Origin of the sequence: Serratia sp. Res13-Sevr-LER1-36-b, assembly GCF_015673035.1 — a bacterium.
GTDB classification, from domain to species: Bacteria; Pseudomonadota; Gammaproteobacteria; order Enterobacterales; family Enterobacteriaceae; genus Chania; species Chania fonticola_C.
The window spans coordinates 33193-60103 of the sequence record NZ_JADACK010000017.1 but is presented as its reverse complement, the minus strand read 5'-3'; the positions used below and the strand labels follow the sequence as shown (position 1 = coordinate 60103).

The 26911-nt window shown below is 51.3% G+C and carries 31 protein-coding genes and 6 pseudogenes; 10 read left to right on the top strand and 27 right to left on the bottom strand.

The window, feature by feature from the left end; all coding sequences use genetic code 11:
• The first annotated feature begins 73 nt into the window (after positions 1–73).
• Positions 74–2986: an HD domain-containing phosphohydrolase gene (locus tag IMQ33_RS10295; RefSeq protein ID WP_196061941.1), complete on the top strand. Its 2913-nt coding sequence runs from the start codon at positions 74–76 to the stop codon at positions 2984–2986.
• A gap of 57 nt (positions 2987–3043) precedes the next feature.
• On the opposite strand, the gene IMQ33_RS10290 is transcribed toward IMQ33_RS10295, so the two are convergent.
• From IMQ33_RS10290 to IMQ33_RS10280, 3 genes and pseudogenes are all read right to left on the bottom strand, one after another.
• A complete protein-coding gene (locus IMQ33_RS10290) occupies positions 3044–3565 on the bottom strand; it encodes a hypothetical protein (protein WP_196061942.1) in 522 nt (173 codons plus the stop codon).
• A 93-nt stretch (positions 3566–3658) separates the two neighbouring features.
• A complete protein-coding gene (locus IMQ33_RS10285; protein WP_196061943.1) occupies positions 3659–4486 on the bottom strand; it encodes a carbon-nitrogen hydrolase family protein in 828 nt (275 codons plus the stop codon).
• Positions 4487–4594: 108 nt separating this feature from the next.
• Positions 4595–5935: pseudogene (locus IMQ33_RS10280) on the bottom strand (nucleobase:cation symporter-2 family protein); the annotation flags it as partial.
• A 656-nt stretch (positions 5936–6591) separates the two neighbouring features.
• On the opposite strand from IMQ33_RS10280, the gene IMQ33_RS10275 reads away from it, so the two are divergent.
• Entirely contained in the window at positions 6592–7011 is a 420-nt protein-coding gene (locus IMQ33_RS10275) for an NlpC/P60 family protein (protein WP_230326708.1), read from the top strand.
• Between the two features lie 53 nt (positions 7012–7064).
• Here IMQ33_RS10275 and IMQ33_RS10270 read toward each other — a convergent pair whose 3' ends face one another.
• The 4 genes from IMQ33_RS10270 to IMQ33_RS10255 all read right to left on the bottom strand — a co-directional run bounded on the left by IMQ33_RS10270 (position 7065) and on the right by IMQ33_RS10255 (position 11629).
• On the bottom strand, positions 7065–8090 hold the full coding sequence (locus tag IMQ33_RS10270) for an ABC transporter permease (RefSeq protein ID WP_065685571.1): 1026 nt from the start codon (positions 8088–8090) through the stop codon (positions 7065–7067).
• Between the two features lie 17 nt (positions 8091–8107).
• Positions 8108–9592, bottom strand: a complete 1485-nt coding sequence (locus IMQ33_RS10265) for a sugar ABC transporter ATP-binding protein (RefSeq protein ID WP_065685570.1) — start codon at positions 9590–9592, stop codon at positions 8108–8110.
• A gap of 77 nt (positions 9593–9669) precedes the next feature.
• Positions 9670–10599, bottom strand: coding sequence for a sugar ABC transporter substrate-binding protein (locus tag IMQ33_RS10260; RefSeq protein ID WP_021181075.1), 930 nt, complete (start codon positions 10597–10599; stop codon positions 9670–9672).
• 481 nt (positions 10600–11080) lie between these two features.
• Positions 11081–11629, bottom strand: coding sequence for a helix-turn-helix domain-containing protein (locus IMQ33_RS10255; RefSeq protein ID WP_021181074.1), 549 nt, complete (start codon positions 11627–11629; stop codon positions 11081–11083).
• A 113-nt stretch (positions 11630–11742) separates the two neighbouring features.
• On the opposite strand from IMQ33_RS10255, the gene IMQ33_RS10250 reads away from it, so the two are divergent.
• From IMQ33_RS10250 to IMQ33_RS10240, 3 genes are all read left to right on the top strand, one after another.
• On the top strand, positions 11743–12411 hold the full coding sequence (locus IMQ33_RS10250; protein ID WP_065685569.1) for an AzlC family ABC transporter permease: 669 nt from the start codon (positions 11743–11745) through the stop codon (positions 12409–12411).
• Entirely contained in the window at positions 12411–12731 is a 321-nt protein-coding gene (locus IMQ33_RS10245; RefSeq protein WP_024528813.1) for an AzlD domain-containing protein, read from the top strand. The genes IMQ33_RS10250 and IMQ33_RS10245 overlap by 1 nt, the downstream gene beginning before the upstream one ends.
• Positions 12732–12795: 64 nt before the next feature.
• On the top strand, positions 12796–13779 hold the full coding sequence (locus IMQ33_RS10240) for a hypothetical protein (RefSeq protein ID WP_196061944.1): 984 nt from the start codon (positions 12796–12798) through the stop codon (positions 13777–13779).
• 103 nt (positions 13780–13882) lie between these two features.
• Here IMQ33_RS10240 and IMQ33_RS10235 read toward each other — a convergent pair whose 3' ends face one another.
• The 5 genes from IMQ33_RS10235 to IMQ33_RS10215 all read right to left on the bottom strand — a co-directional run bounded on the left by IMQ33_RS10235 (position 13883) and on the right by IMQ33_RS10215 (position 17322).
• Complete coding sequence (locus tag IMQ33_RS10235; protein WP_065685567.1) at positions 13883–14425, bottom strand: fimbrial protein; 543 nt, start codon at positions 14423–14425, stop codon at positions 13883–13885.
• Between the two features lie 205 nt (positions 14426–14630).
• Entirely contained in the window at positions 14631–14885 is a 255-nt protein-coding gene (locus IMQ33_RS10230) for a VanW family protein (RefSeq protein WP_230326709.1), read from the bottom strand.
• A 42-nt stretch (positions 14886–14927) separates the two neighbouring features.
• Positions 14928–16199, bottom strand: coding sequence for a translesion error-prone DNA polymerase V subunit UmuC (gene umuC, locus IMQ33_RS10225; protein ID WP_196061945.1), 1272 nt, complete (start codon positions 16197–16199; stop codon positions 14928–14930).
• Positions 16199–16621, bottom strand: a complete 423-nt coding sequence (gene umuD, locus IMQ33_RS10220) for a translesion error-prone DNA polymerase V autoproteolytic subunit (protein WP_065685564.1) — start codon at positions 16619–16621, stop codon at positions 16199–16201. The genes umuC and umuD overlap by 1 nt, the downstream gene beginning before the upstream one ends.
• A gap of 221 nt (positions 16622–16842) precedes the next feature.
• Positions 16843–17322 carry an anti-virulence regulator CigR family protein gene (locus IMQ33_RS10215; protein WP_196061946.1) on the bottom strand — a complete coding sequence of 160 codons (480 nt, stop codon included), beginning with the start codon at positions 17320–17322 and terminating at the stop codon, positions 16843–16845.
• Positions 17323–17453: 131 nt separating this feature from the next.
• Between IMQ33_RS10215 and IMQ33_RS26280 the strand changes: the two genes are divergently transcribed.
• Positions 17454–17585, top strand: a complete 132-nt coding sequence (locus IMQ33_RS26280) for a hypothetical protein (RefSeq protein WP_021181060.1) — start codon at positions 17454–17456, stop codon at positions 17583–17585.
• 45 nt (positions 17586–17630) lie between these two features.
• Here IMQ33_RS26280 and cho read toward each other — a convergent pair whose 3' ends face one another.
• Together cho and IMQ33_RS10205 are read right to left on the bottom strand one after the other, a co-directional pair.
• Positions 17631–18503 (bottom strand): excinuclease Cho, encoded by an 873-nt coding sequence (gene cho, locus IMQ33_RS10210; protein WP_173409149.1) that lies wholly within the window; start codon positions 18501–18503, stop codon positions 17631–17633.
• Between the two features lie 77 nt (positions 18504–18580).
• Entirely contained in the window at positions 18581–18859 is a 279-nt protein-coding gene (locus tag IMQ33_RS10205) for an anti-CBASS protein Acb1 family protein (protein WP_226906517.1), read from the bottom strand.
• A 250-nt stretch (positions 18860–19109) separates the two neighbouring features.
• Between IMQ33_RS10205 and IMQ33_RS10200 the strand changes: the two genes are divergently transcribed.
• The gene (locus IMQ33_RS10200; protein WP_196061947.1) at positions 19110–19601 is read left to right on the top strand and encodes a hypothetical protein; all 492 of its coding nucleotides are present in this window, start codon (positions 19110–19112) and stop codon (positions 19599–19601) included.
• Between the two features lie 432 nt (positions 19602–20033).
• On the opposite strand, the gene IMQ33_RS10195 is transcribed toward IMQ33_RS10200, so the two are convergent.
• Positions 20034–20174: a hypothetical protein gene (locus IMQ33_RS10195; protein WP_196061948.1), complete on the bottom strand. Its 141-nt coding sequence runs from the start codon at positions 20172–20174 to the stop codon at positions 20034–20036.
• A gap of 114 nt (positions 20175–20288) precedes the next feature.
• Here IMQ33_RS10195 and IMQ33_RS10190 point away from each other — a divergent pair, with 114 nt between their 5' ends.
• Positions 20289–20786: a hypothetical protein gene (locus IMQ33_RS10190; protein ID WP_138106320.1), complete on the top strand. Its 498-nt coding sequence runs from the start codon at positions 20289–20291 to the stop codon at positions 20784–20786.
• A gap of 8 nt (positions 20787–20794) precedes the next feature.
• Here the strand turns inward: IMQ33_RS10190 and IMQ33_RS26155 are convergent, their stop codons facing one another.
• The 10 genes and pseudogenes from IMQ33_RS26155 to IMQ33_RS26150 form a co-directional block, all read right to left on the bottom strand.
• Positions 20795–20992 carry a phage holin family protein gene (locus tag IMQ33_RS26155; protein WP_098930778.1) on the bottom strand — a complete coding sequence of 66 codons (198 nt, stop codon included), beginning with the start codon at positions 20990–20992 and terminating at the stop codon, positions 20795–20797.
• Positions 20993–21089: 97 nt separating this feature from the next.
• Positions 21090–21296, bottom strand: a pseudogene (locus tag IMQ33_RS26385) (putative holin); the annotation flags it as partial.
• Positions 21297–21500: 204 nt separating this feature from the next.
• Positions 21501–21899 carry a hypothetical protein gene (locus IMQ33_RS10175; RefSeq protein WP_098930774.1) on the bottom strand — a complete coding sequence of 133 codons (399 nt, stop codon included), beginning with the start codon at positions 21897–21899 and terminating at the stop codon, positions 21501–21503.
• Between the two features lie 137 nt (positions 21900–22036).
• Positions 22037–22381: a hypothetical protein gene (locus IMQ33_RS10170; protein WP_196061949.1), complete on the bottom strand. Its 345-nt coding sequence runs from the start codon at positions 22379–22381 to the stop codon at positions 22037–22039.
• Positions 22382–22383: 2 nt separating this feature from the next.
• Positions 22384–22542 (bottom strand): annotated as a pseudogene (locus IMQ33_RS10165) (hypothetical protein); the annotation flags it as partial.
• Entirely contained in the window at positions 22542–23294 is a 753-nt protein-coding gene (locus tag IMQ33_RS10160) for a Gp138 family membrane-puncturing spike protein (RefSeq protein ID WP_196061950.1), read from the bottom strand. The pseudogene IMQ33_RS10165 and the gene IMQ33_RS10160, both read right to left, overlap by 1 nt.
• Positions 23295–23338: 44 nt before the next feature.
• Positions 23339–23548, bottom strand: coding sequence for a hypothetical protein (locus IMQ33_RS10155; RefSeq protein WP_196061951.1), 210 nt, complete (start codon positions 23546–23548; stop codon positions 23339–23341).
• Positions 23549–23556: 8 nt separating this feature from the next.
• Complete coding sequence (locus IMQ33_RS10150) at positions 23557–24114, bottom strand: hypothetical protein (RefSeq protein ID WP_196061952.1); 558 nt, start codon at positions 24112–24114, stop codon at positions 23557–23559.
• Positions 24111–24461 (bottom strand): hypothetical protein, encoded by a 351-nt coding sequence (locus IMQ33_RS10145; protein WP_196061953.1) that lies wholly within the window; start codon positions 24459–24461, stop codon positions 24111–24113. Before IMQ33_RS10145 ends, IMQ33_RS10150 begins: the two co-directional genes overlap by 4 nt.
• 3 nt (positions 24462–24464) lie before the next feature.
• A pseudogene (locus IMQ33_RS26150) lies at positions 24465–24932 on the bottom strand (hypothetical protein); the annotation flags it as partial.
• Between IMQ33_RS26150 and IMQ33_RS26145 the strand changes: the two are divergent.
• Together IMQ33_RS26145 and IMQ33_RS10140 are read left to right on the top strand one after the other, a co-directional pair.
• Positions 24926–25117: pseudogene (locus IMQ33_RS26145) on the top strand (hypothetical protein); the annotation flags it as partial. The pseudogenes IMQ33_RS26150 and IMQ33_RS26145 overlap by 7 nt on opposite strands.
• 20 nt (positions 25118–25137) lie before the next feature.
• A pseudogene (locus IMQ33_RS10140) lies at positions 25138–25302 on the top strand (tyrosine-type recombinase/integrase); the annotation flags it as partial.
• A 314-nt stretch (positions 25303–25616) separates the two neighbouring features.
• On the opposite strand, the gene IMQ33_RS10135 reads toward IMQ33_RS10140, so the two are convergent.
• Both IMQ33_RS10135 and copD read right to left on the bottom strand, forming a co-directional pair.
• Positions 25617–25958, bottom strand: a complete 342-nt coding sequence (locus IMQ33_RS10135; RefSeq protein ID WP_021806756.1) for a YebY family protein — start codon at positions 25956–25958, stop codon at positions 25617–25619.
• Between the two features lie 69 nt (positions 25959–26027).
• Entirely contained in the window at positions 26028–26909 is an 882-nt protein-coding gene (gene copD / locus IMQ33_RS10130; protein WP_186530783.1) for a copper homeostasis membrane protein CopD, read from the bottom strand.
• Positions 26910–26911: the final 2 nt, after the last annotated feature.

Genomic DNA, 26911 nt, shown 5'->3' with positions numbered 1-26911 from the left:
GCACACAATCAGATAACCTCCGGCTTCGTCTATAATTTAAAAAAGCTAAAAATTGGCATCCAAGGTGGGCACCATGGCAGGAAAGATAACAGGTTTGAGAAGCCGCTATCCGCTGCATATCCAGATTGCCGCGCTGTTTACCTTGCTGATTGTCTCCATCGGCAGCGTGATCGTGTTTTTCAGCCACAGCCAACTCACCAAACTGACCGAGGCCAGCACCAACCGGCAGTATCAAAAAACTGGCGAAGCCATTGCTGCGGAGCTGGACTCCGTTACCCGCAGCATGAAAATGTCGGTGAATATGCTGGCACGCATGCCAATAATAGAAGCCACCACGCTCGAACAACGCATGGCGTTTATCGGCCCGCTGGTCGAAATACTCAAGCAAAATGATTATGCCAACGCGGTATACAGCGCTTATCCCAACGGCGATTTCTTTATACTGCGCCGCCTCTCCCCTGCCAACCGAGTTTTATTTAATGCGCCGGAAGATGCCGAGTGGCTAGCGCAAAGCTACCGCTTTTTAGAGAGCTCGCCCCAGGTTCAGAGTATCTTTTTGGACGGCAAACAGCAGGTTATGGCGATAAAAATCGTGCCGTATAACAATTATGATCCCCGGGAGCGTACCTGGTATCAGTTGGCGGTAAAAACTCAGCAACTGATTACCTCCCCGCTCTATACCTTCAAAGGTACCGGCGAGACCGGTTTCACCTATAGCATTCAGGCTCCAGATGGCCATGCTGTGATCGGTTTGGACGTTTCGCTGGCTTCACTTTCATTGTTTCTTCAACAAAACCTGCCGCCGGGTAGCCAGGCGGCGATCATTAACTCTGCCAATGAAGCTATCGCCAGCCTGCCTGCGCAAAACCCCAAAAGCCTGGATGGGCTGAACAGCATTGCGCACATCCCGGTGCTGCAAACGTTGCTAGATCCCCATTACGGCGCAAGCAGCCTATTTACGGCACAAGGGCAGAGCTGGTTTGGGGCCGTTGTGGATCTTAAGGGGCAAAGCCAAGGCTACCAGTTGGTGATTGCCACACCCTCGGCCTATCTTACCGCCGATGCCAACGCCATCCGCAACCGCTCGACCCTGATCGCCTTTGCGTTGCTGCTGCTCAGCCTGCCGCTGGTCTGGTATTTCTCCCTACGTATTTCCCGGCCGCTGATCCGCCTGCGCCAGGATGCCGATGCCATAAGCAATCTGCATTTTGATGAGCGGGCGGAAGAACGCTCGGTGATTGAAGAAGTGGACGACCTGCACAAAGCCATGTCCAAAATGAAGCTGACGCTCAAGCAGTTTATCTCGATGGGCAGCCTGTTATCCGCCAAGGATAATTTCCCGCAGCAGATGCAGGGTTTGCTCAATGAAACCAGCAAAATCGCGACCATGAGCGGCGGCATTATTTTCCTGTCAGACAAAACGCCCGGCTGCTTTTCACCCATAGCCTGCAACTGGGCTGGAAAAGAGGTGGCCAGCTCGGAGGTAGCATCGTTGCAGTTTGATCCACAGCAACCCAGCGCATTTTGGCAAATTCTTGCAGGTAAAACCGTTGCCGGAGTCTTTACTGACGAGAATATCCCCGACCAACTGCTTACGGTCTTTGGCCCCCATCTGCCGCTGCGCTACGTGGCTGTCCCGATGCAAACTCATGATAAGCAACTCATGGGGTTCTTGCTGCTGTTTAATCCTGCCGAAGCTGGCCCAGAACATGGGCAAGCCAAAATACAGCTGATTAATGCTCTGGTGGGCAGCTTATCGGTAGCGATAGAGACGCAATATCTGCTGCAAGAACAAAAGCATCTGATGGGAGCCTTTATTCAGTTGATCGCCGGAGCGATCGACGCCAAGAGCGCCTATACCGGCGGCCATTGCCAGCGCGTACCTGTCATTACCAAGATGCTGGCCAATGCAGCGGTTGAGGCCAAACAAGGGCCGTTCGCCGATTTTAGCCTTTCCGCCAATGAGTGGGAGGAACTACACACCGCCTGCTGGCTGCATGACTGCGGGAAAATCACCACGCCGGAAGCCATAGTGGATAAGGCCACCAAGCTGGAAATGATTTACGACCGCATTCACGAGGTGCGGATGCGCTTTGAGGTGCTGAAACGGGAAAAAGAGGTTAGCTTCCTGCGCAAGCACGCTATGCTCCCCGCTACCGAGCAGGAAGAACAACAGTTACGCGATGAGTTGCAGCAGTTGGATGAGGATTTCTATTTTATTGCCCAGTGCAATATCGGTGGCGAATTTCTGTCTGACAGCGCGCTCGCACGCATTCAACAGATCGCACAATATCAATGGACCCGCACTCTGGATGACACCGCAGGCGTGGCACGGGAAGAATTGGCGCGCAAAAACCGCCGCCCTGCCGCCTCCTTACCTACCCAGGAGCCACTGCTGGCGGATAAAGAAGAACATATCATCTACCGCGATGAGAAAAGCCATCTGCCCGAAAGCTATCACTTCAAACTCAAAGAGCCGACCTTACTCTATAACCACGGGGAGATTTACAACCTGGGCATCCGCAGAGGCACCCTGAGTGAGGAGGAGCGCTATAAAATCAACGAGCACATTATGCAGACGATCATCATGCTGGAAAAGCTGCCGTTCCCACGCACCATGGCCAACGTGGCGGTGATTGCCGGTGGCCATCATGAACGCATGGATGGCAAAGGCTATCCTTACCAGTTAACCCGCCAGCAGATGAGCATTCCGGTGCGTATGATGGCGATCGCCGACGTGTTTGAAGCCCTGACGGCGGCCGATCGGCCTTATAAACCGGGCAAGCTGTTATCTGAGGCACTCAATATCCTGGTCAGCATGACGAATGATAATCATCTGGACCGTGAATTGATGATCCTGTTCCTGGAGTCTGGTATTTGGCATGACTATGCGCTGAGCTATCTGCAAGCCGATAAAATAGACACCGTCGATATTCCTGCGCTGTTACGCAAACTCGAAATAGCCGATTGCCAACCGACGAACTGATACCCAGCAGTTTCACAACATAGGGGCGCAGCGGCGCCCCCACCGTCAGACATCTAGCTATTTTTTCTGCCGTTGCGCCTCAAACCACACGCCGCATTGGGAGAAGATCAGCGTATTACGATCTTTCACCAACACGTTATCACCGGGAACGCCTTCAGTCCCCTGATCGGTGATCCCCGGTACGGTGACATCCTGATGCTGAATGATGACTCGCTGCACCGAAGGCGTACTGATGCCCAAAATCGGGAAATCGACGTACCAATTATCGCCCGAGTTGTCTTCCACAAACTCTTGCGCCTCTACCGTGGTGGTGGTCGCTCCCTGATTGCTCAGTTGCTGATCATGCCAGGTAAAACCGTCTGCTTTATAGTTGATACTATTACCGACCAACTGCTGTGCCTGCTTTTCATCCCAACAGCCCACGGTCTGGGTGGGAATGATCTTGGTCACGCTCCAGTTGCCGATTAACGCCGATGGGATCGGGGCTGGGGCGTTTTGTGCTGCCCAAGCTGTGGGCAACGACAGCACCAGCAGCGCAGCCAATGGCACGATTCTTTTACTCAGGGCGGGGAATTGCATGGTACGGCTCCTTAGAGTGCTGCAAGTCTATCAATTACAGTGACCAATCTGGCTATGACTTTACCTAAGCCATTGGCCTTTCAGCAAGCGGTGTTAACGCGGAATTAGCGGCCACCAGCGTTGTTCATCATCCCGCTGCTGCCACTGCGTCTCCCCACTGAGTGCCAAACGCCGATCTTCCAGGTAACGGTACTCGCGGCGGGCCGCTTCCAGCAGGCTAAAATCCAGCTCTGCCTGCACTATTCCCGGCTCACGTCCCAGGCTGGCCACCTCACGCCCTAGGGGGTCAACAACCAGGCTTTCACCAGCAAACTGCATCCCACACCCATGCCCGGCGCGGTTGGCCATCGCCACAAACATCTGATTATCCTGAGCGCGAGCCAGCAAAGCGTTACGATGCACGTGACCATAGGGATCCATATTGCCATCGGTAACCAGCAACAAATCACACCCCATCAAGGCCAACGCTCTTGATGCCTCTGGGAATTCGATGTCATAGCAGATCAGTAAGCCGATACGCCGCCCACGCCACAGCCCGCAGACCAGGCGATCGCCTGCTTGCGCTTCAACGCGTTCGTTGGTCCATAAATGGCTTTTGCGATAATGCAGATAGATGCCCTGCTCCGGCGTGATCAACACCGAACTGTTGAACAACTGCGCGCCATCCTGCTCAAGAAACCCCACGGCGACGGCAATACCCGTACGCTGGCTTACCGCCACCACTTGCGCGAGCTCCGGGCCTTGCAGTTGCAGCGCGTAGTCCGTATTGCCGTCAGGATGGGTAAAGCCGGTAAGCTGTGTTTCTGGCAACACCAACAGGTCGGTTTGGCCGCTGCAACGTTCAATCTGCGCCAGCACGGCGGCCAGGTTATGGGCAATGTCCCCTTCACGGCAGGTAAATTGGGCCAAGGTTATCCGCATTGATTACTCCTTTTATGTCGAACAGTGTTTTTACCTGTTATCGCCACTGGCTGGCAAGCCACTGTTAACGGAGATCATCAATAAACAGCAGCATTATTCCTCCGGATGATAGCCATTGAAGTAGAGATTCAGCAGCACCGCCGCCACTGAAGAGAGCAAAATGCCGCTATGCAGCAACGGTTGCAGGCTCGCTGGCATCTGGGTAAAGAAATCAGCCGCTACGATCGGGATCATGCCAAGCCCCAGGCTGATGGCGACAATATAGGCGTTATAGCGGTTGGTATTGAAGTTGACCCTGGTCAGGATCTTGATGCCGGTAGACAGCACCATGCCAAACATCACGATACCTGCGCCCCCCAAGACAAACTGCGGGATCGAGGCCACCAGAATAGACATTTTGGGGATCAGGCCGAACAGTACCAGAATCAAACCTGCCATCACGCACACCCAGCGGCTGGACACCTGAGTAACGCTGACCAAGCCAATATTCTGGGAGAACGAGGTATGCGGGAACGTATTGAAAACACCGCCGATAATGGTTCCCAGGCCGTCAACCCGCAGCCCGCGTACCACATCCTGCTTGGTGGTTGGGCGGCCGACAATCTCCCCCAGTGCCATAAACATGCCCATCGATTCAATAAATACGATCAGCATGACGATCGTCAGGGTGATAATCGAAGCCGGATCAAAGGTGGGCCAACCGAAGGCAAAGGGGCGCACGATGGCAAACCAGGCGGCATCATCCAGGCCAGAAAAGCTGACCTCTCCCATCAGCAGCGCCACCACAAAACCGAAGCCAATCCCCAACAGCACGGAAATATTTGAGATAAAGCCTTTGCTAAACCGGGTGATTAGCAAAATAAAAATCAGCACCAGCAGCGAGACGCCAATATAGGCCGGATTACCGTAGTTGGCATTACCCCTGCCCCCGGCGGCCCAATCTATCCCGACCCGCACAATGCTAAGGCCGATAGAGGTGATCACAATCCCCGTCACCAGGGTTGGAAACAGCGGCATCAAACGGCCTACCAACGGCACCAGCAACGTGGTGATAATTCCAGCCGCAATAGTGGCACCAAATATGCCGGTCAGACCGATTTCGGGGTTGGCTCCGATGGCCAACATCGGCGTGACGGCTGCAAAGGTGACGGACATGATGACAGGCAACCGAATACCCGCAAAGCGGCCAATCCCGATGCATTGCAATAGCGTCACCACGCCACAGCAAAACAGATCGGAGCTGATCAGATAGGCAATCTGCAACTTATCCAGCCCCAGGCTGCCACCGATCATCAATGGGACGGCAACCGCCCCCGCATACATCACCAGGACATGCTGAAGCCCCAGGGTAAAAAGATGGGCAATGGGTAATATCTCTTCAACTTTATCAATTGGCTTTTCAGTCGTCTGCGCCTTTTCGCCGGGCAAAATAGTATTCAAATTGGTCATGGAACCTCACTCCTGTACGGCCTTGATCAGGTTGTCACTCCTGATGGCTACGATTCGAGGGCACAGCCTGATAACCCCCCTGATAATGGATGTACGGCACGAGGTCGGGGCATGCATATTGTGTGCAGAGTGGGCCGTTCGCGGGTGGTATTGTGCAGGGGATAATTTTAAATGCGAAAACCATCACAGATGAGGCTTAATTTATTTCGATTTAATTAACATTAAATTATATAAAAAATAACATTCACCGCCGGCGAAAATGGCGCGATTGATAAAATTACCAATATGATTCGTCTCAATTTGAGATCCCACTACCATCCCCAGCCGATAAACCGACAGCAGCAACATGTTGTAATTTTGGTTGGCAAAATCTGCCACCGGTAGCTAATCCCTTGATTGCCCGTCCTTCCTGGGTTTCCACAGCCAACCAGAGGCACGCTATCAAAAGTAACAAGCCGATAACCGCATACTAACGGTTAATAATTAGCCTGTTTTTGGTTTATTTTTGAGCAACAACTGTGTATATTACCATCACTCACAGGGAATGAGTCAGGCGATCCGGCCACTCCATTACAGGGATAGACGTTCAGTTGCTCTTTCAGAAATCTTTTATGCTTAAATTTTTTGCCGTATTTCTCACTTGCTCAGCTTTTTGCATGAGCTTTTCCGCTTCAGCCAGTTCCGGCCACAATAATACTCAGGAGCTAAAAAAAATCCTGTCGCATTATGACCGATGGGAAGGAGTTCGATACAAATTCGGGGGTAACTCGCGCAAAGGCATCGACTGTTCAGCCTATATGCAGCGCGTGTTTCAAGATGAGTTTGCCGTCAGTTTGCCACGCAGCACCAGTGAACAAATGAAACTGGGCTCGCGAGTAGCGAAAAGTGAATTAAACACTGGCGATCTGGTGTTTTTCAAAACCTCACCCCGTCAGCGCCACGTCGGCGTTTATATCGGAGAAGGTGAGTTTATTCACGCCTCTACCAGTATGGGCGTCACCGTTTCCAGCCTGGATAACCAGTACTGGGGCGAGCGTTACGAACTGGCCCGGCGTATCAATGGTAGCGATGCATAAACCTGCCCACCTGGCCAAACCGCCGGTCATCACACCGGCGGCCAAGGCGAGGATCACAGCTTCTTGCGGTTACGGCGCATATCGATAGCCACGGCGGCCACGATGATCATGCCTTTGATAATGTCCTGAATGTAGGAATCCACACCAATAAAGGTAAAGCCACTTTTGATCAGGCCGAGGATCACCGCGCCGATCAGCGTGCCGGTAATGCGCCCCACGCCGCCCATCAGGCTACTGCCACCGATGACCGCTGCGGCAATGGCGTCCAACTCATAAGACACCCCCATGCTCGACTGCCCGCTACTGACTCGTGCCGCCAGCACCACGCCCGCTAATCCTGCCAACCCACCCGCAATGGTGTAGACCATCACCAGGTATTTATTGACGTTGATCCCAGAGACCCTGGCCGAGGTCATGTTGCCGCCGATGGCATACACGTATTTGCCATAACGGGTGTGTTTCAGGGCGATATGGAAAATCACCGCCACCACCAGGAAGATAATCACCGGCATGGCACCTTGGCCAATCGAGGTGAAGCCATCCGACAGGAAACTGACCGGGTTACCTTTGGTGTAATACTGTGCCAAACCACGGGCAGAAACCATCATCCCCAAGGTGGCGATAAACGGTGGAATGCCTGTGCGGGTGATCAAAAACCCGTTGATAAACCCGCAAATAATACCCACCCCAATCCCGGCCCCGATGGGGATCGCGGCGGGCAGATCCAGCAGGCCCGGATACATGGGCGAAATGCTTTCGGAGGTTTGCGCCAGGCTGGCCGCTACCACTGCCGTCAGGGCAATCAACGAGCCAGAAGAGAGATCGATACCGGTGGTAATGATGACCTGGGTGACGCCAACGGCGATGATGCCGATGATTGCCACCTGCAAGACGATCAGCAGCAGGCGGTTCGGGTTAAGCAGGAATGACTGATCGCGCACGTACCAGCCCAGCATTTCAAAAATCAGTGCAATACCGATCATGACGATAAAGATGCCAGTATCTTTCGGCAGCTTGCCGCTGAAACCGGCAAACAGCGAGGCTTTGACTGGCTGAGTTTCCACTTTGACGTTATTCATTGTGTTTTACCTTTGCGTTATTCCGAGGCCAACGCCATGATTTTTTCCTGGTCTGCTTCATCTTTATCCAGGATCCCCGTAATGCGTCCGGCGTGCATCACCATGACGCGATCGCTCATGCCAAGTATTTCCGGCAGTTCAGACGAAACCAAAATAATGGCGACGCCACGGTGCGCCAATTCGCTGATCAGGCGATAAATTTCCGCCTTGGCACCCACGTCGATACCGCGCGTGGGTTCATCCAGGATCAGGATCTTCGGCTGCGCCAATAGCCAGCGGGCAATCAAGACCTTCTGCTGATTGCCGCCACTGAGGTTATTGATAATCTGATCCATCGTCGGGGTTTTAATATTGAGCTTGCTAATTTGCTCCATGCAGTCTTTCGCCATTTGCGTCTGGCTGACAAACCCGTTTTTGCTGGTATAGGCGGAAAGGTTGACGATACTCATGTTCTCCACCACCGACAGCACCAGAAACAGTCCAGACTTTTTACGGTCTTCTGTCAGGAATGCCAGCCCCTGTTCGATGGCTTTGGAGGGGGAGTCTATTTTTACCGGCAAGCCTTCAATATAAATCTCGCCCCCCTCGGCCGGGTGCATACCAAACAGGCTCTCCATCACTTCGCTGCGCCCTGCGCCCACCAGCCCGGCAACTCCGAGGATTTCCCCGCGCTTAACCGCAAAGGAGATATCGTGAAACCAGCCGCTGCGCCGCAACCCTGCCACACGCAACACCTCTTCACCGATGTTGTTATTGAACTTGGGGAACATCTGGGTCAGCTCGCGGCCCACCATCATGGTGATCAGCGACTGTTTGGTCAGGTTCTCGGTTTTATCACTGGCGATCGAGGCGCCATCGCGGAAAATGCTGACCTCGTCGGTGATGGCAAAGATCTCATCCATTTTGTGGCTGATATAGATAATGCCTTTGCCCTGCTGCTTCAGTTCACGAATGATCGCAAACAGATGCACCACTTCCCCTTCCGTTAATGCCGAGGTCGGCTCATCCATGATCAATACGTCGGCGTTATAAGACACCGCCTTGGCGATCTCGACCATCTGTTGGTTGGCGATGCTCAGCATGCCTAGTTGGGTTTCCGGGTCTAATTTAATCTTGAGATGCGCCAACAGTTCACGGGTTTTACGGTTTAATTCCTCGTGATTTACAAAACCCAGCTTGGCGGGTTCACGCCCCAGCCAGATATTTTCTGCCACCGTCATATGCGGCACCAGGTTCAGTTCCTGGTGGATCATGGAGATGCCCGAGTGCAAGGCCGCCAGCGTATCGTTAAACGTCACCGGCTGCCCTTTGACCTTGATAGTGCCTGCATCGGGACGATAAATACCGATTAAGCACTTCATCAGCGTTGATTTACCGGCACCGTTTTCCCCCATTAACGCATGCACACTGCCCGGTTTGATCTTGAGCGACACGTTATCCAACGCCTTAACGCCCGGGAACTGCTTGCTGATGCCTTCCGCCTCCAGTACATAAGGATACATACTGATAACCTCCGCCGTTATCCTGCCGAACGCTGTGAACGATGCCCCTCACCGTTAGGCAAGGGGCCGGTTGGTAATTACTTTTTATTCTTGTCGGCAAAGTCTTGGTAATTGGCTTTGGTGATCAGTTGGTAAGGGATCATGACGCTGCTTTCAACCTTCTCACCCTTAACCAGTTGAATGGCGGTTTGTACTGCGCCTTCCCCCTGGCCTTTGGCATCCTGGAAGATACTGAGGCTCAAATCCCCCTTCTTGATAAACTCCAGGGCATCTGGCGTACCGTCGACACCCGCTACCAGCACACCGGTTTTCTTCGCCTGTTTCAGCGCCAGAATGGCACCGATCGCCATCTCATCGTTGTTGGAAGCGATAGCATCAATCTGCTGACCGGAGAGGATCCAGTCAGTCGTCACGTCAACCGCCTCTTTGCGGAAAAACTTGGCGGTTTGCTTATCGATGATATGAATATTCGGATATTGGGCCACCACTTCCTCAACGCCGCGGGTCCGGTCACGGGTGGCTTCACTGGAAAGCTCACCGAGCAGGATCATCACGTTACCCTTGCCGTTCATCAGCTTGGCCAGTTCCTCCATCTGCAGCTTGCCCGCCAGTTTGGAATCTGAACCTACGTAGGCCATACCGGCTGGCAGCGTGGCTTCTGGCCGACGGTTGACGAACACCAGTGGAATATGGGCGTTCTCCGCCAGCTTGATCATTGGCTTGACGCCCTGGGTATCCACCGGGTTAAGGATGATGGCATCGACCCCTTGGCTGACGAAGTTCTCTATCTGCTGGATCTGCTGTGCGATATCGCCTTTGGCATCTTCAAACTGGCCGCTGACGTTACCTTCCTGCTTCATTTTGTTCTGCATGGACTGGCGCAGGATGGTCAGGAAGTTGTCATCAAAGTAGGCCATCGACACGCCAATCTTGATATCTTTGGCTAACACCGAGGCTGGCAGCATGCACATCAGTAGCGAGGTGACGATCAATTTCTTCAGCTTCATGTTCTGTACCCTTTAATCGTTAGAGTGAAGAGGCCTGTTGATTTGACGGCTAATGAAAAATATTTTTTACATTCAAACAACAATCCGCTCGTTATTATCGCCTTAAAACCCTGTTCCGCGCGGTATCACATCAGTTAATACTGGTTATGAGATGCTCGGCAATAATTAAAAATAACATTTAAAACAATATCTTAAAATTAACTCATGATGTGATTGTTAAACACCTCATTCACTTGTCAAACGTTTGTTTCAAAAATTAGACTAATGAAATTTTTTAACCCAAACAAGCGAAACGTGCGTTTTGGAATGAGCAAATAACAAAAACATGACAGGGATCTAACAAATGGACGCAAAGTGACTGTCGGTCCGTCTGGTTTGGCAGCGTTTGCTCGAAGGGATTACGGCTGGGGTTAGCGGGGCGGGCGCAGCATGTGGCGCCCTACATGAGGAATTAGCGAATCGGTGGAAGCTTTTGCCGGAGCTAGTTTTGTTCTGAGACCAGTACGGCCAGCGTATCCGGCTCCAGGGCGCGGAAGATATGCGGCCGGTCGGCTGGGTAGCAAATATAATCCCCGGCATTCAGTTCGGCAGGCTCTTCCACCAGCCCGACCAAGGCGCGCCCTTGGGTGATGACGATGTGTTCCACCGAGCCTAACGGATGCGGATGAGAAAGGCGGTCGGCTCCCGGCTGTGTCGTCAGCAGATAGATATCCCGCCGTGCGCCAGGCGGGCAGGTTGCCAACAGCACCGCCGTATAGTTAGCCACTTCCGACACCACCGCAGCCCCTTCCCCACGCCGGATCACCTGCGTTTTACTCTGCTGCGGCTCCATCAAACGCGCAAAGGGGATATCCAGCGCGACGCAGAGTGCCCACAGCGTTTCTAGGCTCGGATTGCCATTCCCCGCTTCGAGTTGTGACAGCGTGGATTTGGCAATTCCTGCCCGGCGGGCAATTTCTGCCAGCGAGAGGCCCGTGCGCTGGCGTTCGCGCACCAAGGCTTCCGCAATGATATTGATGGGTTGTTTCATAGGCTGCGTAACTCACCTTATAACGAACGATCGTTCGACTTGTAAAACGAGATTGAAGTGTTCATTATAATAGAACAACCGTTCGTTTTGAGAAAGGCAGTGAGAAAAATAGTATGGCTAAAAACTTTTTCCCCTCGCTCGATAAGGGTGTGATCAAAGGGATCGCGCTGGTCTGCCTGGCAGACGGCATCGTGGGGATCTCCTATGGTTCGCTGGCGACCGGCCTGGGTTTCGAGCTCTGGGTCCCGCTTATGCTGTCGTTGCTGGTGTTGGCGGGTGCCTCTGAATTTCTGTTTATCGGCATCGTAGCCAGCGGTGGTAGCCCCTTTGCGGCAGCGGCAGCCGGGCTGCTGGTGAATGCACGCCATCTGCCGTTCGGTATGGCAGTGAAAGAGGTGATCGAGCGCAGCCGCTTTAAGTTATTGGGTTGCCATATCATGAACGATGAAAGCGTGGTGTTCGGCATTTCGCAACCAACGCTGACCAAAAAACGGGCAGCCTACTGGCTCTGTGGGCTGGGGATCGCCGCCTGCTGGCCGTTGGGCGTGTTGATTGGCGGCACCATCGGCAGCTTTATTCCCGATATCAATGCCATCGGGCTGGACGCCGTGTTCCCCACCATTTTGCTGGCCTTGATTGTTGGTTCGTTGAAAAAACTGCGCACCAGTATTTCCGCCTGCTCCGGCACTCTGATTGCCCTGGCTAGCGTACCCTTGGTACCGATTGGCATGCCGGTGCTATTTTCACTGTTGGGTTTACTGATCAGAAAGCGAGAAAAATAATGGATAACCAAACACTCATCATTGGCATTCTGATCCTGGCCAGCGGTACCTTTGCGTTTCGCTTTGCCGGTTTCCTGCTGGGCCGCAGCCTGAGCTTTTCTGACCGGGTTCAGGCCTTGCTCGCCGACTCCGCCACCACGTTGCTACTGGCCGTAGCGGTGATCGCGACGCTGTTCGAAGGGCAACACTTTGCCGGTTATGCTCGCTTGGGTGGCGTGGCCGTGGGAGCATTATTAGCCTGGAGGAAAACGCCATTAATCGTGGTGCTGCTGGCTGCAGCGGCAGTGACGGCGCTGTTGCGGGTAGCCGGTGTGGCATAACTCACCGCTGGCCGGGTATGATAGCGGCCGGCAGGTATGCTGCCTCACCGGAGATGGGATAGAAATGGAGAAGCTCGCCACGTTAGCCGTAGTTGGAATAGTGCTGCTTGCGCCCTGGGCAGCGCTACAGGCCGTGACGCCAGTAGGCCCAGGTTTTACCCCCAACCGGCCTGCTTCGCTGTTTGACTGTCAGGCTCCGTTGATCAAGCTATTAGCCAGCAGCAATCAGGCTCTGATCCGGGCGGAGAAAGTGCCAGCGGACAAGCTGGAAATTAATATTGAACCGCGGGCCAACGGCATACAGGCCATTCAACTGTTCGATCGCCGAAAGCCCCCCACACCTGATTCACCAGGGGCCGGGCATCTTGGTTGGGTCATGTACGATCCGCAAACCGGACAGCTACTGGATAACAGTGCCGACGAACAGCATCCGCTGCAACTCACCTTTAATCCACAGTACGGCAAACAATACCAGCAATGCCTACAGAAGGAGCAGCGCTGCGCGGCCATTTTGGACCAGATGAAATTAGGCCCAATCATTGCCGACTCCCCTAAATATGTGGTGCGTGGTAAAGGCCGGGCTTATTTTCACGCCGCCCCCACCGAGCAGTGCGTCAATGAATCTCAATTTGTGATCCCGGATGACAAGGTGCAAGTGGTGGGTTATGCCGCGCTTGAGCCCGTCGAAGGTGAGAAAAATGGCTATCTGTTAGTCGGTTATGGCAATACCTCCGGCTGGATAAACGTTGATCGTCTGGCCCCGCTTGACGAGATTTGCCATGATGCCCAGGCCAGCGCCGAAGCCTCAATAAGCAAAGTGGCCTCGCCTACAGCGAAGTATCTGGTGAAGAGCAAAAAACTCTATTTTTACGACTCGCCGGATGAGCTCTGCCAAGATGAAGGCGGGAAGTTTGTCGTCAATGGCGATAGCGTTACCGCCACGCACGGGCAGCCTTATAAGGAATTTTTGTTTGTGAACTATATTCACCCCAAAACCGGCGATAGAACCACGGGCTGGGTGAAGGCCGATGGTTTGGTTGGGCAATAAATCTAGGCCCGAGTGGCTCCCTAGCCCTTTGAGAGAGGGTTGGAGTGAGGGGGAAGCAGTCTAAAACCCACCGAGCGGTGGGTTAAATAGCGCTATTGATCAATCAGGCCGCCAGCTCAAACAAATAGAGCGTGTAATCAACCTTGCTCGCCACATTACCCGGCGTTGCGCGGCCGGTACTGCAGAAGTTTGCGGCAAAGGAGGCATAAACCTCACCATTCATCACCGGGAAAAACGCCGAACTCACCATCTGAGCATTACTGCCTGCCTGCACAATATTGTTTTGCTGGTCACGCAACTGAATTTGTACGTTACCCGCCTCCGCCATATTAATCAGGCCGCCGGTGACAGCATCAACCGTAGCGCCCCCCTCAAAAAACACCAAGGCGTGAGTATATTGCTCCGGGATACCTGCAACGCGGATGTCGAAGCGGGTTGCCTGTGCCTGGGCACCTGAGTTTGCCAGCTGTACTTCGCTTACTGCCCCAAGCTGCACATAGCCATTTTGGGTTTCGCTGCCGTTAACGCTGACGGTGAGGCCAGCACTGCGTGGCCGCTGTACAATAATGCCACCCTCTTCAATCCCCATGGTTTGGGCAACGATTTGTCCAGCAAAATTGATGGTTCCATTGACGGTATTATTCATGGTAAATATCCTTATTCTAATAAGAGAGCAGAGTGGTTCTAATGTTTCACCCGATTTAATTCGCAGTGTTTGTTCTGCTTAACTAAATATTACCCACTTAATGATAAGGGTTCCTTCTGTTACCGTTGTGCTGTCAATGGCAGGACGCTGATGCTCAGCGTAATTGACGATATTCACTCAACCTGTTGTTCTTCAACATCATATTTTACCACCACATCGTTCTGGTATAGCCGTTCAGAATGTAACACCACCGAGTCCTGCCCTTTGGTGGGAACTGGTGCTCCGCAACGTTGAACACGAGCTGAACACTACCCTGAGCCGGGTTATGCAGCACCAGATCGATATAGTTGTAAAAAATGGCGGCTCCCGAGCCAAAAGGCAAGATCCGCCCTTCGTCTGGGAAAGGATCAAAACTGTGATTTGCCCGTTCGACCACCACCAACGGTGAGTGGATCTCCATCCAGTGGATTATTATGGCGTTGTGGTCAGGGAAAAGCGCCGCTCAGTATACCCGAGCACGGGGCAAATCACTCAGCCTGGTGGTATAAGCCGGTGACAGCAATTCACGTTTCATTGACCACACCTGCTGCGTTCCCTGGCCAGCAAACCATAGCTTGGCCCGGCCCGAGTTATTGATGGAGTCCATCACCTTCATTAACTCTTCACTGCCATGCCGGGGCTGATACTCATCGAACATGTCGAGCTGTGCAACGCCCTGGCTGAAAAAATCCTGCAGCATCACGCCGCCCTTATCAAAACGATGACCGGGTTGCCAAATGGCATCCAGGCAGCGCATCGCGGCAGCAATAATATCGCGAGTATCTTGCGTTGGTGTATTCAATTTGACGCTGGCCGAATTGCCGTAATAGGCCTCGTGAGTGGCGAACGGGCTGGTTTTTATCCAGGCGCTGACGTGCCGACAATACTGCCGTTCTGCCCTCAACTTTTCTGCCGCCCGCGTGGCATATAAACAAATCGCCTGATGCATATGTTCATACTCGGTGATGCGTTTGCCAAAGCTGCGGCTGCTGATAATCTGCTGCTTGGTTGGCGCGAATTCTTCCAGTTCCAGGCAAGGTTCACCACACAGTTCCCGCACCGTCCGTTCTATCACTACGCTGAAGCGTTTACGTATCATGGTGGTGCTGGCATCAGCCAGTTGCAGCGCACTTTCTATCCCCATCGCGTTCAGCTTTTTTGCTAGCCGCCGCCCAATGCCCCAGACCTCCTCTACCGGCACCTTGTTCATCAGCTTACGCTGCCGTTCCAGGCTGGAAAGATCGACCACGCCGTCGGTTTGTTCTACCCACTTTTTGGCGGCAAAGTTTGCCAGCTTGGCCAGCGTTTTGGTTTGCGCAATGCCGACGCCTACCGTCAGCCCTGTCTCACGCAGCACCTTCTTTCTGAGCTGCTGCCCAAACTGCTCCAGATTGTGGCAGTTTGGCAGCGAAGACAGATCGAGAAAGCTTTCATCGATGGAGTAGATCTCAACGCGCGGCACCAACGCTTCCAATATCGTCATCACCCTGGAGGACATATCGGCATACAGCTCGTAGTTGCTACTAAAAGCGACGCCCCCCGCCCGTTCCAACTGGTGCTTGACCTTGAAATACGGCCCGGTCATCGTCATTCCCAATTTTTTGGCCTCTTGGTTACGGGCCACTACGCAGCCATCGTTATTTGATAACACCACCACCGGACGACCTCGCAGGTCTGGTCGCCAGAGGATTTCACAGCTGGCATAAAAGCTGTTCACATCGGCCAGCGCGTACATTACTTGAGCCTCGTGATGGTCGATACCACTACGCCGACAATGTCTAAATCGTCAGCACCATCGCGTAGCGGAATGGGTTGATATTTGGGGTTCATCGGCTCGAGTTGCGCGACTGGCCGCAGACATAGCCGCTTTACCGTGAACTCACCACCAACGCTGGCAATCACGATGTCACCGTGTTCGGCCCCAATGCTGCGATCGACAACCAGCATCGAACCATCGGTAATGCCCGCCTCCAGCATGCTTTCACCGGAGGCATAGAGAAAGTAAGTGGCATTCGGGTGGCTGATGCAATATTCGTTGAGATCGATCCTGGCATGGACGTAGTCCTGCGCCGGGCTAGGGAAGCCAGCAGGCACCCGATCGGAAAACAGCGGCAAGTACAATTTCTCTGGGGTTGGTGTTGGAACAAAGTGTTTCATAGGGGTATGTCTCTATACTGTGTTTTTATACAGTATAGATATACCGAATGGTGGGAGGAAGAGAGATTTTCACCGTGAATGATATGGTCATGATCGGTAAGGAAAGAAAGTTGGCCTCTCTTTCCAGTACCCATCCTCGGCTAGGATAGGGGCCATTGATGTGTAACCAATTGATTTATTGGGTAACTATCGTTGAATAATTACCCAGGGCAGGCCAGTAGCTAGTCAAATACCCCATTGATGACAGAGGCAACAATAGCCGTGCTTAAGGCCACCAGAACTAAATCATTCCCGGCGATACGCCATTCATAGCCAGGATAAGATGGCAGTTGTCCCAGCATTGAAGCAGGCACCATTTTCTTGGCGATCCCTGGGGGTAATGGCTTGCCCCGTGCCAGGTTCTTGGCGATGCCTGGGGGTAAAGATTGATACCCGGTTAATCCATAGTTTACCGCCAGGGGCCGCACACGGTCATAAGTGATATTCACGGCAACCAGATCGTCATGACCGCCTTTAGCTTTTTTGCCTTGGTCTGAATGGCCTTTACCTGAATTACCCTTCCCGTGATTGTCTCCATGGTTAGCGGAATTACCATGCCCACCTCCGTTACCATTATCATTCCCTGGATTGGCCATAACAGAGGCAGAGGAAGTGAACACGACCAACGCAAGTGCGAGGGCCGACCAGCGATGCTTGAGCATTTTAAATAACCTCAATGAGGGGATACCCGATCAATCTAGCCCTCCCCTGACTAGCGGGCAATATGGATTCATCTTATAGTTGGTTTGTGCTAAGTTGATTCATGCGTTGCAGGGCTAATCAGGTGGGCTTTATGAAAATTATTGCAGGTACCCTTTTAGTCATCCTGCTGGCCGGGTGTACTTCGGTCAGTGTTTCTGGCTCTGGCGGTAGTTCGGGGCGTTCGACGGCCACTATTGGTATCGGTTCTGGCGTCCGTCTTTGATTCAAACACCCGCGCAGGCCCGCTGTCTGGTACGAAACCGTTAACTCAGGTTTCTTCGTAGAGATCGATAATTTCGTACTCTCCACCGATCACGGGTTTGCATAAAATTTTATAGCCATCGCTATCAAAGCCCGGCGCAGCAATCATTAACTCCCTCGCTTCATCCAGGCTATCTACTGCACCCAGCCATAACCAGTGGTGAATAATATGGTACTGCGCCATATCAGCCCCCTGCTCTCGCAAGGCTATCGGGCCACGCCACGGCCAGCACACGACTCGGCTTTGCTCGAGAGCAGAGACCAAGCGCTGCCGATGATCGGCCAGGCTTTCTTTACCACAACAGGCTCCGGCACAACGCTTCAGTGCAGAACGAAAACAAGGGCGGCCTTTGCTTAATGGCTCAAGCCCCAACAGCCCATAACACAGCTGATGCTGATCGGCGATAGACTGCAGTGCTTGTAGTGCCGCACGCCGGTTGGCAAAAAGGCCAAACAACCCAGAGTGCCGGGCAAAATCGACCTCTTTGGCATACACCACCGTGGGTTTGTCATCATTGAGTTGCAATGCGCAGAGCTGTCTGTTGCGGCGCAGGCGTTTATTGAACAGCGGTTGCTGCTGTTTAATCAGTTGCGCTTCCAACAACAATGCCCCTATTTCCCCCGCCGTTCTGATAAAGGTGATACGCCTGGCCTGGCGCAGCATGGCCGCTTCATCTGGAGTGCGTAAATGTGAAAGTACCCGGCTGCGGAGGTTCACGCTTTTACCGATGTAGAGCGGCATGGTTTCGCACTCACCGTGGAACAGGTATACCCCAGGTAAAGCGGGCAAGCCTTCCAGCCATTGGCGTAGGTGTTCCGGGTATTGGTAAATGGCTTCTGCTTCAAACTCAAGCCTTGGTGCGGTAGAACGTCTGGCCAATCGTACTCTCCATACTGATTTTTTATACAGTATAGCGGGGTTGAGTGGGGGTTTGAAGGGGGAAGTAGTTTTCCAGATCACCGTCGCCAGTACTGAACCCAGACGGGGATTAGCCCCAGGAGGATGCAGGTAACCTGTTCGGTAAAGCGCAGGATAACGTCGGCGATACCAGCAAACGAATAACTGTGCGTCTGGAATTCATCTTCTTCGTCCATTAGAGTCATGCCTCCGATGGTCTGAAACTCGCGGAGCATATCCATATGTTTCATCAGGCCTTCTTCCATAGTGCCGTCGATCGCCAGAATCTTGCGCAGCCCTTTGATGCTGTATGTCCGCAGGTGCGCCTTGTGGATCAACTGCGTGGTGCCTAGCCAGTAAGTGTTGCTGATGGCTTTACTTGCACATTACGCAACAACCTAGAAAAGCTGCTTTGTGATGCTTGATTGAATGTACGAAAAAGTTGATATTACTAATAGGATCTCGAATGGATAATCGTATGAAAAAACTCGAAATTATTTTCTTACTATTATCCATTGCTGGAATGTTATTATCCTAGAACGAACCATATTAAAAATACCCACCCCACGAAAACACAAAGGATAAAAAATGAACATCGTTGACACTGAAAAATGGGCCCCTGTAGTTGGAAAGTTCGTTCTAGGCTTCGGAAGCCTAGAGCATCACACATATACTTTACTGAAAAAACATGTTGAGCCAATAGCTCTAAAATACACATCAAATTTACCTTTCAAAACAAGAGTTAAATTTTTACGTGATATATTCGTTAGCAACGAAACCAATCAAAAGTACTCACAACTCTATACAGTTTGCATGGACTCAATCATTGAGCTTATTGGCATGAGAAACCTTATTGCTCACAACCCTTTATTCCTCGTATTTTATGAAGAACCCGAAGATAGAGTTTATGATGAAGCCATTGGAAGTTATAAAAAAATAAACGAATTAATACTATATGAAGATCTAGTTAAAGCTGTAAATAAAATCGAAAGCATTGAGCATGAACTTATTAGTATTTCAGTAGAGATCAGTCTAGAAAAAATAAATTTCACCATGAACGATGATGTCAATAAAAAATAATAAAATGGAAACAAAGCTGTCTGTCGGTTACTTAACGATATTCAAATCTGTAAAGAGGTGTTCACAAAAAATACTAATTCATTATGGCAGGCAAAAAATGCCTGCCATAATGCAAAGATAATTATTTAGAAAGGCCATTTTCTAGTCCATTCCTCCAAGTATTGAGCATATTAACCTACCCCGCAAAAATCATAAGTGCAACCTTTAGCTGCAACGTATAGCTGACTGCGTCCCCCATGTGTTGCCCTGCAGCACGGAGCGTTCACCGGAGGTGAATACTGACTTAGGGGGGTAGCAGGATTAACGATTCCTGACTATCTGCCTATGTGGAAACGAGCTTATGGATTGAGCGTCACAATCTGCTATCAGATTGGTTCAATAACTCCATTTCCTCTTCTGTTGGCTCGACAAACCTCACCCTTTCTATAGGCACTATTTAGCACCGTAACGGTAAATGGTGATTGCCTTAGTCAGCCAGTCTATCCCGTAGACAAAGTGCCGATTGTTAGAATTGCGCATCATGGCAACCATCTTGGGGAATGGTGGCATGATACCGTATTGTTTCTTTGCCATAGTGATCACCTCCTTGCTGTGAGAAGTCCCGTTGTGGAATAGTTTTGGTTGCTCGTTTTTACGCTTAAGGGTACCTTATTTGTCACTTGTACTTATGAGCTTGGGGTTAGGATAATGAAGATAAGCAAGAAAAGCTGCACCATAGCCATAACTTTTTTATGCGTAGGTTTTGCAAGTTACCCATTAATTGGGGTAATAAAAGAAAAATTTAACGATGACGCCATCGAAATCTCTGGTGTTAACGCTTCTTTTTTTAATGAATACATAGTGCCCATAGCTCAACATGCTGGAGGTTCAAAGTTAGACTATCGTTTATTTTATGGTTACGAGGATAAGAAAAAAATAGAGATAAGCGCTAAAAGCATGAAGTTTTCTTATGATGACTTCTATTCGCTTAAAAATGTATTAGAAGTTATTGATTTGACTAATGAAAAATTAGCTGAAATATATTGCAAACATAGCGAACTTGAACCAGTGCTACCGAACACACCAGATGCAGGTTTTATCATGGCAAGAAGAGAAAATAAGGTAATTGGAATCACATATTACGATAGAACCGGGCAAACCTTTTTATTTGGGATCGGAGTTGGCCCTTCATCTTGTGATAAGTAGTATCATACCTACTTCATCTGATCCTCAACTTTATTCAGTATCGGCGCAATCCAGTAACCACGGCCGTGAAAAGGAAAAACTGGCATGGACCAGGCGAAGACCGTAACCATCGGGCGATGCGTTGCCCCGTTCCGGCGATAGGCCATCAGGCGGAAGGCTGTTGCACCGTAGGTAATTGCGTTGATCGTCAGCAAGTATTCATTCACGAGCTCCCCCTCGCCCGGTAATTTTGTCCAGTGCAGTTGGATGAGAAGATTTGGCGATGGGGTACATCAGCAGGCGAACAGCGACAGCGCCCCCCACTCACTCCCCAATTGTGTCCCCTACTTCAATGTGTTTTCCCTGCAGTACAGAAAGGAAAGCCTCGATCACGTCAGCAAAGAACTCTGCAGAGAACCTCCCGGTCAGGAACGAGGAGGCGAACATCCATACTTTCTTGAAGTTCGAGAGGTCACTCGAGGAAAAAACGAAAACTGCTGCTCCTGCGAAGGAGGCGACGACAACAACAGGATCAAGGTTGGAGACCCCCTGCTATTATCACGCCAGTTACTACCGCTGCCCCGATGCCGGAAATCGGCTCGCTCATAATTGCTCCCTTTTTCGCTCAGCGAACGCCGGGCGGTAGATATGAAAAAGGCCCACCGAAGTGAGCCCATAATAAAAAAAATCGGACTATGCTGAGGCGGGTTCTTTTGACTTGATACGATTTGTGTTCTATCGAAACTTTCTGGTTTTCATCAACATTTCCAACAAAAATTTTCCCGATTCTGGATCAATTTTGTAAGCACGGAATGCGCCTCTGCGAAAAATTCCGCGATACATTTTCGCCATAGAAGGGAAAAGTATAAACGGAATTACACCAGCCCCAAACGCCGCCAGCCCATATACCCAGTTCATTAAGAAAAGAGTGAGCAGTACAAAACAGTAGTGAATTGCAATAGCAAAACCGCCGCATTTACTTGCCCATTTAGGGATAAGCCACCGCACATAGGTTTTGTCATAACCGAACTCTTCCGTGATACTCTGAGCTGTAACATTCATACCCAAAAACCAGAAAGCAGGTATGTAAGTGATAACCAATGAAGACACTACAATGATATCAAACTCACTCATTATTAGTTCCATTATTCAATAAAAATCCAGCATAAATAATACGTTAATAACTTACAATATGGAACCTGCTGCTCTTGGTGAAAGTGACTAGCCAGTGAACCTCCACCTTCTCGGAATCAAACTACATTAAAAGCTGCTTAACCTGCTCTTTCGCTTCCATGCCCTCCATCATGTGGATTGAGGACTAAAACGTCTCTTCCATCAAGGTCAACTGTTAGTAATTCTCTGGCAGGTCCGAAAGTGAGTTGTTCGATAACATGCTGTGGCATTGACTGTCTCCAGAAACACAAAACCACACTATTGGCGGGGGTTGTCAACCATGATTCCTGCGCAGTTGTTAGCCTCAATCCATCAGTATTCATAGTTGTTCTCCACTTCTGCCAGTACCTGCGCCAGTAGGTGGCGCTCGGTACCGTAATTTTTTTCCCAAGTTTTCCGCCCCGCATGTACGGCAACACCATGTCCACCAATTCGGTGGTCATGTGGGTATACCCGCAGTGACATCGAGGAACCATTCACAGGTCCACAGTTCAAACCGGGTTTTTACTGCCTGGGCAACCGCTTCCGGGGTGTTCGTCAGAAACGTGTTATCACCCTGGCCAAACGTGTAATCGCCGTTCTCGTCCTCTTTTCTGTAGCGCATTAGCTTACCTCGTCGGTTTGGCCGCCGCCGCGTTCTACGCCGCCGTGCTTGTGCGTCTCATCGATACGTTTGCCATTGCCAAACACTTGACCGACAAATTTCACGACACCTGTAATCGTGGCCGCAGTGCCGCTGATAGCACTGCCGACCATGCCCCCCATGAAAGAAAACAGGCCGTTTACCGTCACGGCCATCGAGAACTCAGCCAGCGGGGTGATCACCTCGAGCCCCCCAGGGGCAACAATTTTCATTTTCTTGCTGGTTGGGTCGATTTCAAGGTACGTGGAACCATCATCGCTGCGAAACTGCGCGGCGGTGGTGCTGATGCCGCTGATTTTCTGCGCCTGAGACTGCGGGCCTACCAGCGCGAAGCCGTCGGCCAGGTGGTGCTGTCGCTCTGATACCGGCTCTTGTACCCCGCCGTTCTGCCACCAGAAATCGATACAGCGGTCCGCAAACACGACGAGGCATTCATCACCCGCCTTAACCGGGAATGTCAGCGTAACGCCGCCCCCGCGCGGGAAAATGACAGGTACATCCACCAGCAGCGGCAAATCAAGTGGGGCGCGCTTACCGTTGCTATCCGCTTCGTACCCCTTAACGGCGGGTAGAACGACACACGTCACAGCATCAGGATCAAAGGACTGGATCACGCCAGGGATTGCTACGCGGATATCTGAGGAAATGGATTCGGCTAATGCTTGATCGGCCTGCTGCTTACCGCCGATTTGGGATTGGAGTGATACGGGCATGAAATTTTCCCATAAAAAAACCCACCTAGCGGTGGGTTTCGGTACTACTTCTTGATGTGTTTTCGCACATCACCTTTTGTGCTTTCGGTCACCACTTTACCTGGTGGCATTTTACCACCAGAGTCAAACCGAATTATGTCGTCGCTGCCATCATTATCATTGATTACCGTACTTTGAGGACATTTGTGACCATTGCCTATATCTTTTTTGGCAATTGTACCTGAAAGCGGCTTGTTCTTTTTCCCTTCTGACATAATTCATCCTATACACTTAATTTTAGTGCTAAAAAGCTTAACAAGAAGACAGCGAAAGCCCAAGCTCCAAAAAGCATTGCCTCTGAGCAGTTGTTCACAAGTTTTGCTTTTTCTGCGTGTAAGCGGTCAACCATATCAGTAAATTCCGAATATCGGTTCGCCGCATGTGTCAATGACACATATCTTTTGTTTTTTAAGAAGAAATCCGTCATCTCATGTGAAGAACTGGGTTTTTCAAAGTCTTGAGTCTGCATGGCACTGAAAGTGAACCCCCACGCGATCATTACAAAAACCAGAAGAGCCGACAGCGAAAATCTACAGATCACTTGCAAAGGAATATGATCACCTTCGAAGATATCTTTCCACCAAAACCTAACTATAAGGAGCACTGTTGTAATAATTATACTAACGACACCAAACGTTTTAGTTGCTTTATCTTCTAGACGTCTTATTGAGGCAATGGATGACTCATACTGAGCGACTTGGTATTTATACAACAACTCTGCCCTTTCAATGGTTTCATCTTCTTTTTCTTTTAATTTTTCCTTTGCAGATTTCTCGTTCATTTCCTATCAACCCTCACGCAATCGTAAGTTGCAAACTCTCGTGGGGCGTCCATGCTGGCACGGAGCATCTGAGTGTTCAGGAATGCCTTACCGTCACGCTTGATGTACTCCATGCCAACCCATAGCCCTGGTTGACTCGTTGCCATGCGCCATTCCATTTTGATGTTGTCATAGTCATCTTTTTTCTTAAGAAAAGTGACTTTCTGACTCTCGGGCTTTGCTCCGTTTATTCGCGCCCATCCATCATTGTCCGGACTGGTTCCCAGAAAGAAAGGTCCGCACTGAGAATCGGCATTTACCGCCATCGGAAACACTGAAATAGTGAGAAGCAAGGCATGGGGTTTCATCAGTTAGTATGTCCTGTTCAACGACGCGTTCGTCTGCAAATCCGCTGAGCCACGCGCAAAGCACATCATGTCCATGTACCAAGCCTGACCCCTTGTGTCGCCAGTATAGTCGATCGCTTTCACGATATACACGCCATCAGTGGCCACGCTGGCGGGTTGCTGCAGGGAGCCCAAAACCACCCGGTTTCCATTCTGGTCTGTCTCACTCAATCGCCCCTGAGACTGCGCAACCTCACTATCCGATAACGCTGATCGGAACACGGAAGCCTGATCAAGTTGAATTAGTCCATTGATCCGTATGTTGGGGTTGATAAGGCACCGCACGTTGACGCCTGCCCCCATGGTCTGCTGTGGGCGCCCAATCAGTCCCGAGTAAGCATTCAACACGATGGCCTCATGAATATACTTGTTTTCCGGGACCATCTGCACAGTGCCGTCCACCAGTTGCCATGTGGCTCTGCACATACCCGCATACGTTAGAAACCCTGGACTACGAAATTGCCGCTGCCCTTCTGCCAATGGACTTCGATATTTTCAACATACCACTCGCTATCCACCGCAGAGTAAAAGAGGTTGTTGCCAAAAAAGAAAGCCCATGGAATGAATGGTCGGCCAAGCTTCGTAAAACACCAGGAGTGCTGGAGTTCAACCGCGCCCAAAACTGGCTGGGCTCGTTCTTGAGGATTCGCCGCCAACGTTCCATGAGATCCGAAGCTTGGCCGGGCGACTGTATGAGAAGGAGAAAGGGAAGGAGTTTGCGATGAAATTGCTGGGGCATAAGTCGGTCAAAATGACGGACAAATATCTCGATACGAGGGGGAAGGAATACGTGATGTTGTAAAAGACCGAGTACAGGAATTCGTGGAAATTTCGTGTATTTTCGTGGAATTGATTTTTTATCCTTACAAATCAATATGATAAAAAAAGACCGAGTACGATTCCTATACTCGGTCTAGGGAAAGGGCTCTTGGGAGAGAGCCGTGCGCTAAAAGTTGGCATTTATGCAAGGTTTGTTCAACCGTGCATTCTAAGAATAGTCCAAGGTGCAAGTTTTGCCAGCCCAGCGCACACAAGTGATAGTTACAAACAGAAATTAATTACGTACATCTCGTCACCACCCGTAAACTTTTGCATAAGTATCGGGTGGTTAGCTGATTAGTCAGCACACAATTTTTCTGCTCTTTCGCGGAAAGGTTGCACGCTCATTTTCTGGCCGGGATGGTTGGCATCATCCAGCAGGATCACATCCAGCGATTGGGCACGCTGCTGCCCCGCTTTCACCTGTGCTTCAGCTGCTTCATTGAGCGGATACTGCATCAGGGTGCTGTTGTTGAGCACGAACAAGGCGGCCCCTTTGCGGCATTGCAGCGTGACTTCCTCTTTAGTGAACGCCCACTGTTTGCCGTACTCCAGCTTAGTGACGTTAACCAGCTTATCTGCCGCCAGCGCGCTCGACGCCGTTGCCAGCAGCGCAATACCAAGAATTACAGATTTCATGTTTTTGGCCTTAAGTTGCGATTTAAATCGATTTTCCCGCAGTTTGGGGGCATCCGGCAAGGCGCAATGTCATACCGGTGCATAGGTTGCAAATAAACTCACCAACAGCAGCACCGCAGCCCCCAACGCCACCTCAAGCCAGCAGGCGATCACCACCCCGCGCTGTGCCAGATTGGGGGTGGTGCGCATCGCGGGGACGATAACGTAACGGTTGGCCAATGCCACCATTACCATCAGTGCCACCAGCCCGGCTTTAACTAACAACAAACGTTGATAGGCGGAATCGAGATCGACTGGCCAGCGGCCAAGGATGATCAGGCTGTTGATTATGCCCGTGACGATCACCAGCACTACGGCAACATGGCCCCAGCGGGAGAAACGGATCAGGGTGGCGATGGCATCGCTACGCCACTGCGGCTGTGGCAAGTAGCGCAGGCAAAGCAACAACGGTAATAGGCTGCCGAACCAGTAGCCTGCCGCTAACAGGTGCAAGGCGTGGTTAACTCGGTGTGCTATGCCCAATATGCCCGCATGCATCGCCGCATGGCCGATAAACGCCATGTTGATCAGTAGCAGTGCCGAGCACAGCGCCAACGCTTGTCCCCGCTTTGCCGCAGGCAGCAGCAAGGCTAACAAGGCCAGCAGGGAAAAACCCAGATGCCAGCGCCAGGCCTCACCAAAGGTGGTGCCCAACACCGCCCACCAAATGCTCAATTGCCAGGTATCCGCCCAGCCATCACCCATCAATCCGGCCTGAATGGCCAGCATCAGCAAGGCGGTTAGTGCGGAGATCCAGGTCGAGGCGAGCAGCAGCGGGCGCAAATCGCGGGTGATTATCGGGGAAAGGCGCTGTGGCGACAGGACGGCGGTGAACAGGCTGACGCCAAACATCAGCATCACCGCCGTAAAGTGCACAAAGCGACACAGCACAAACAGGGTCGCCAGAGTCATAG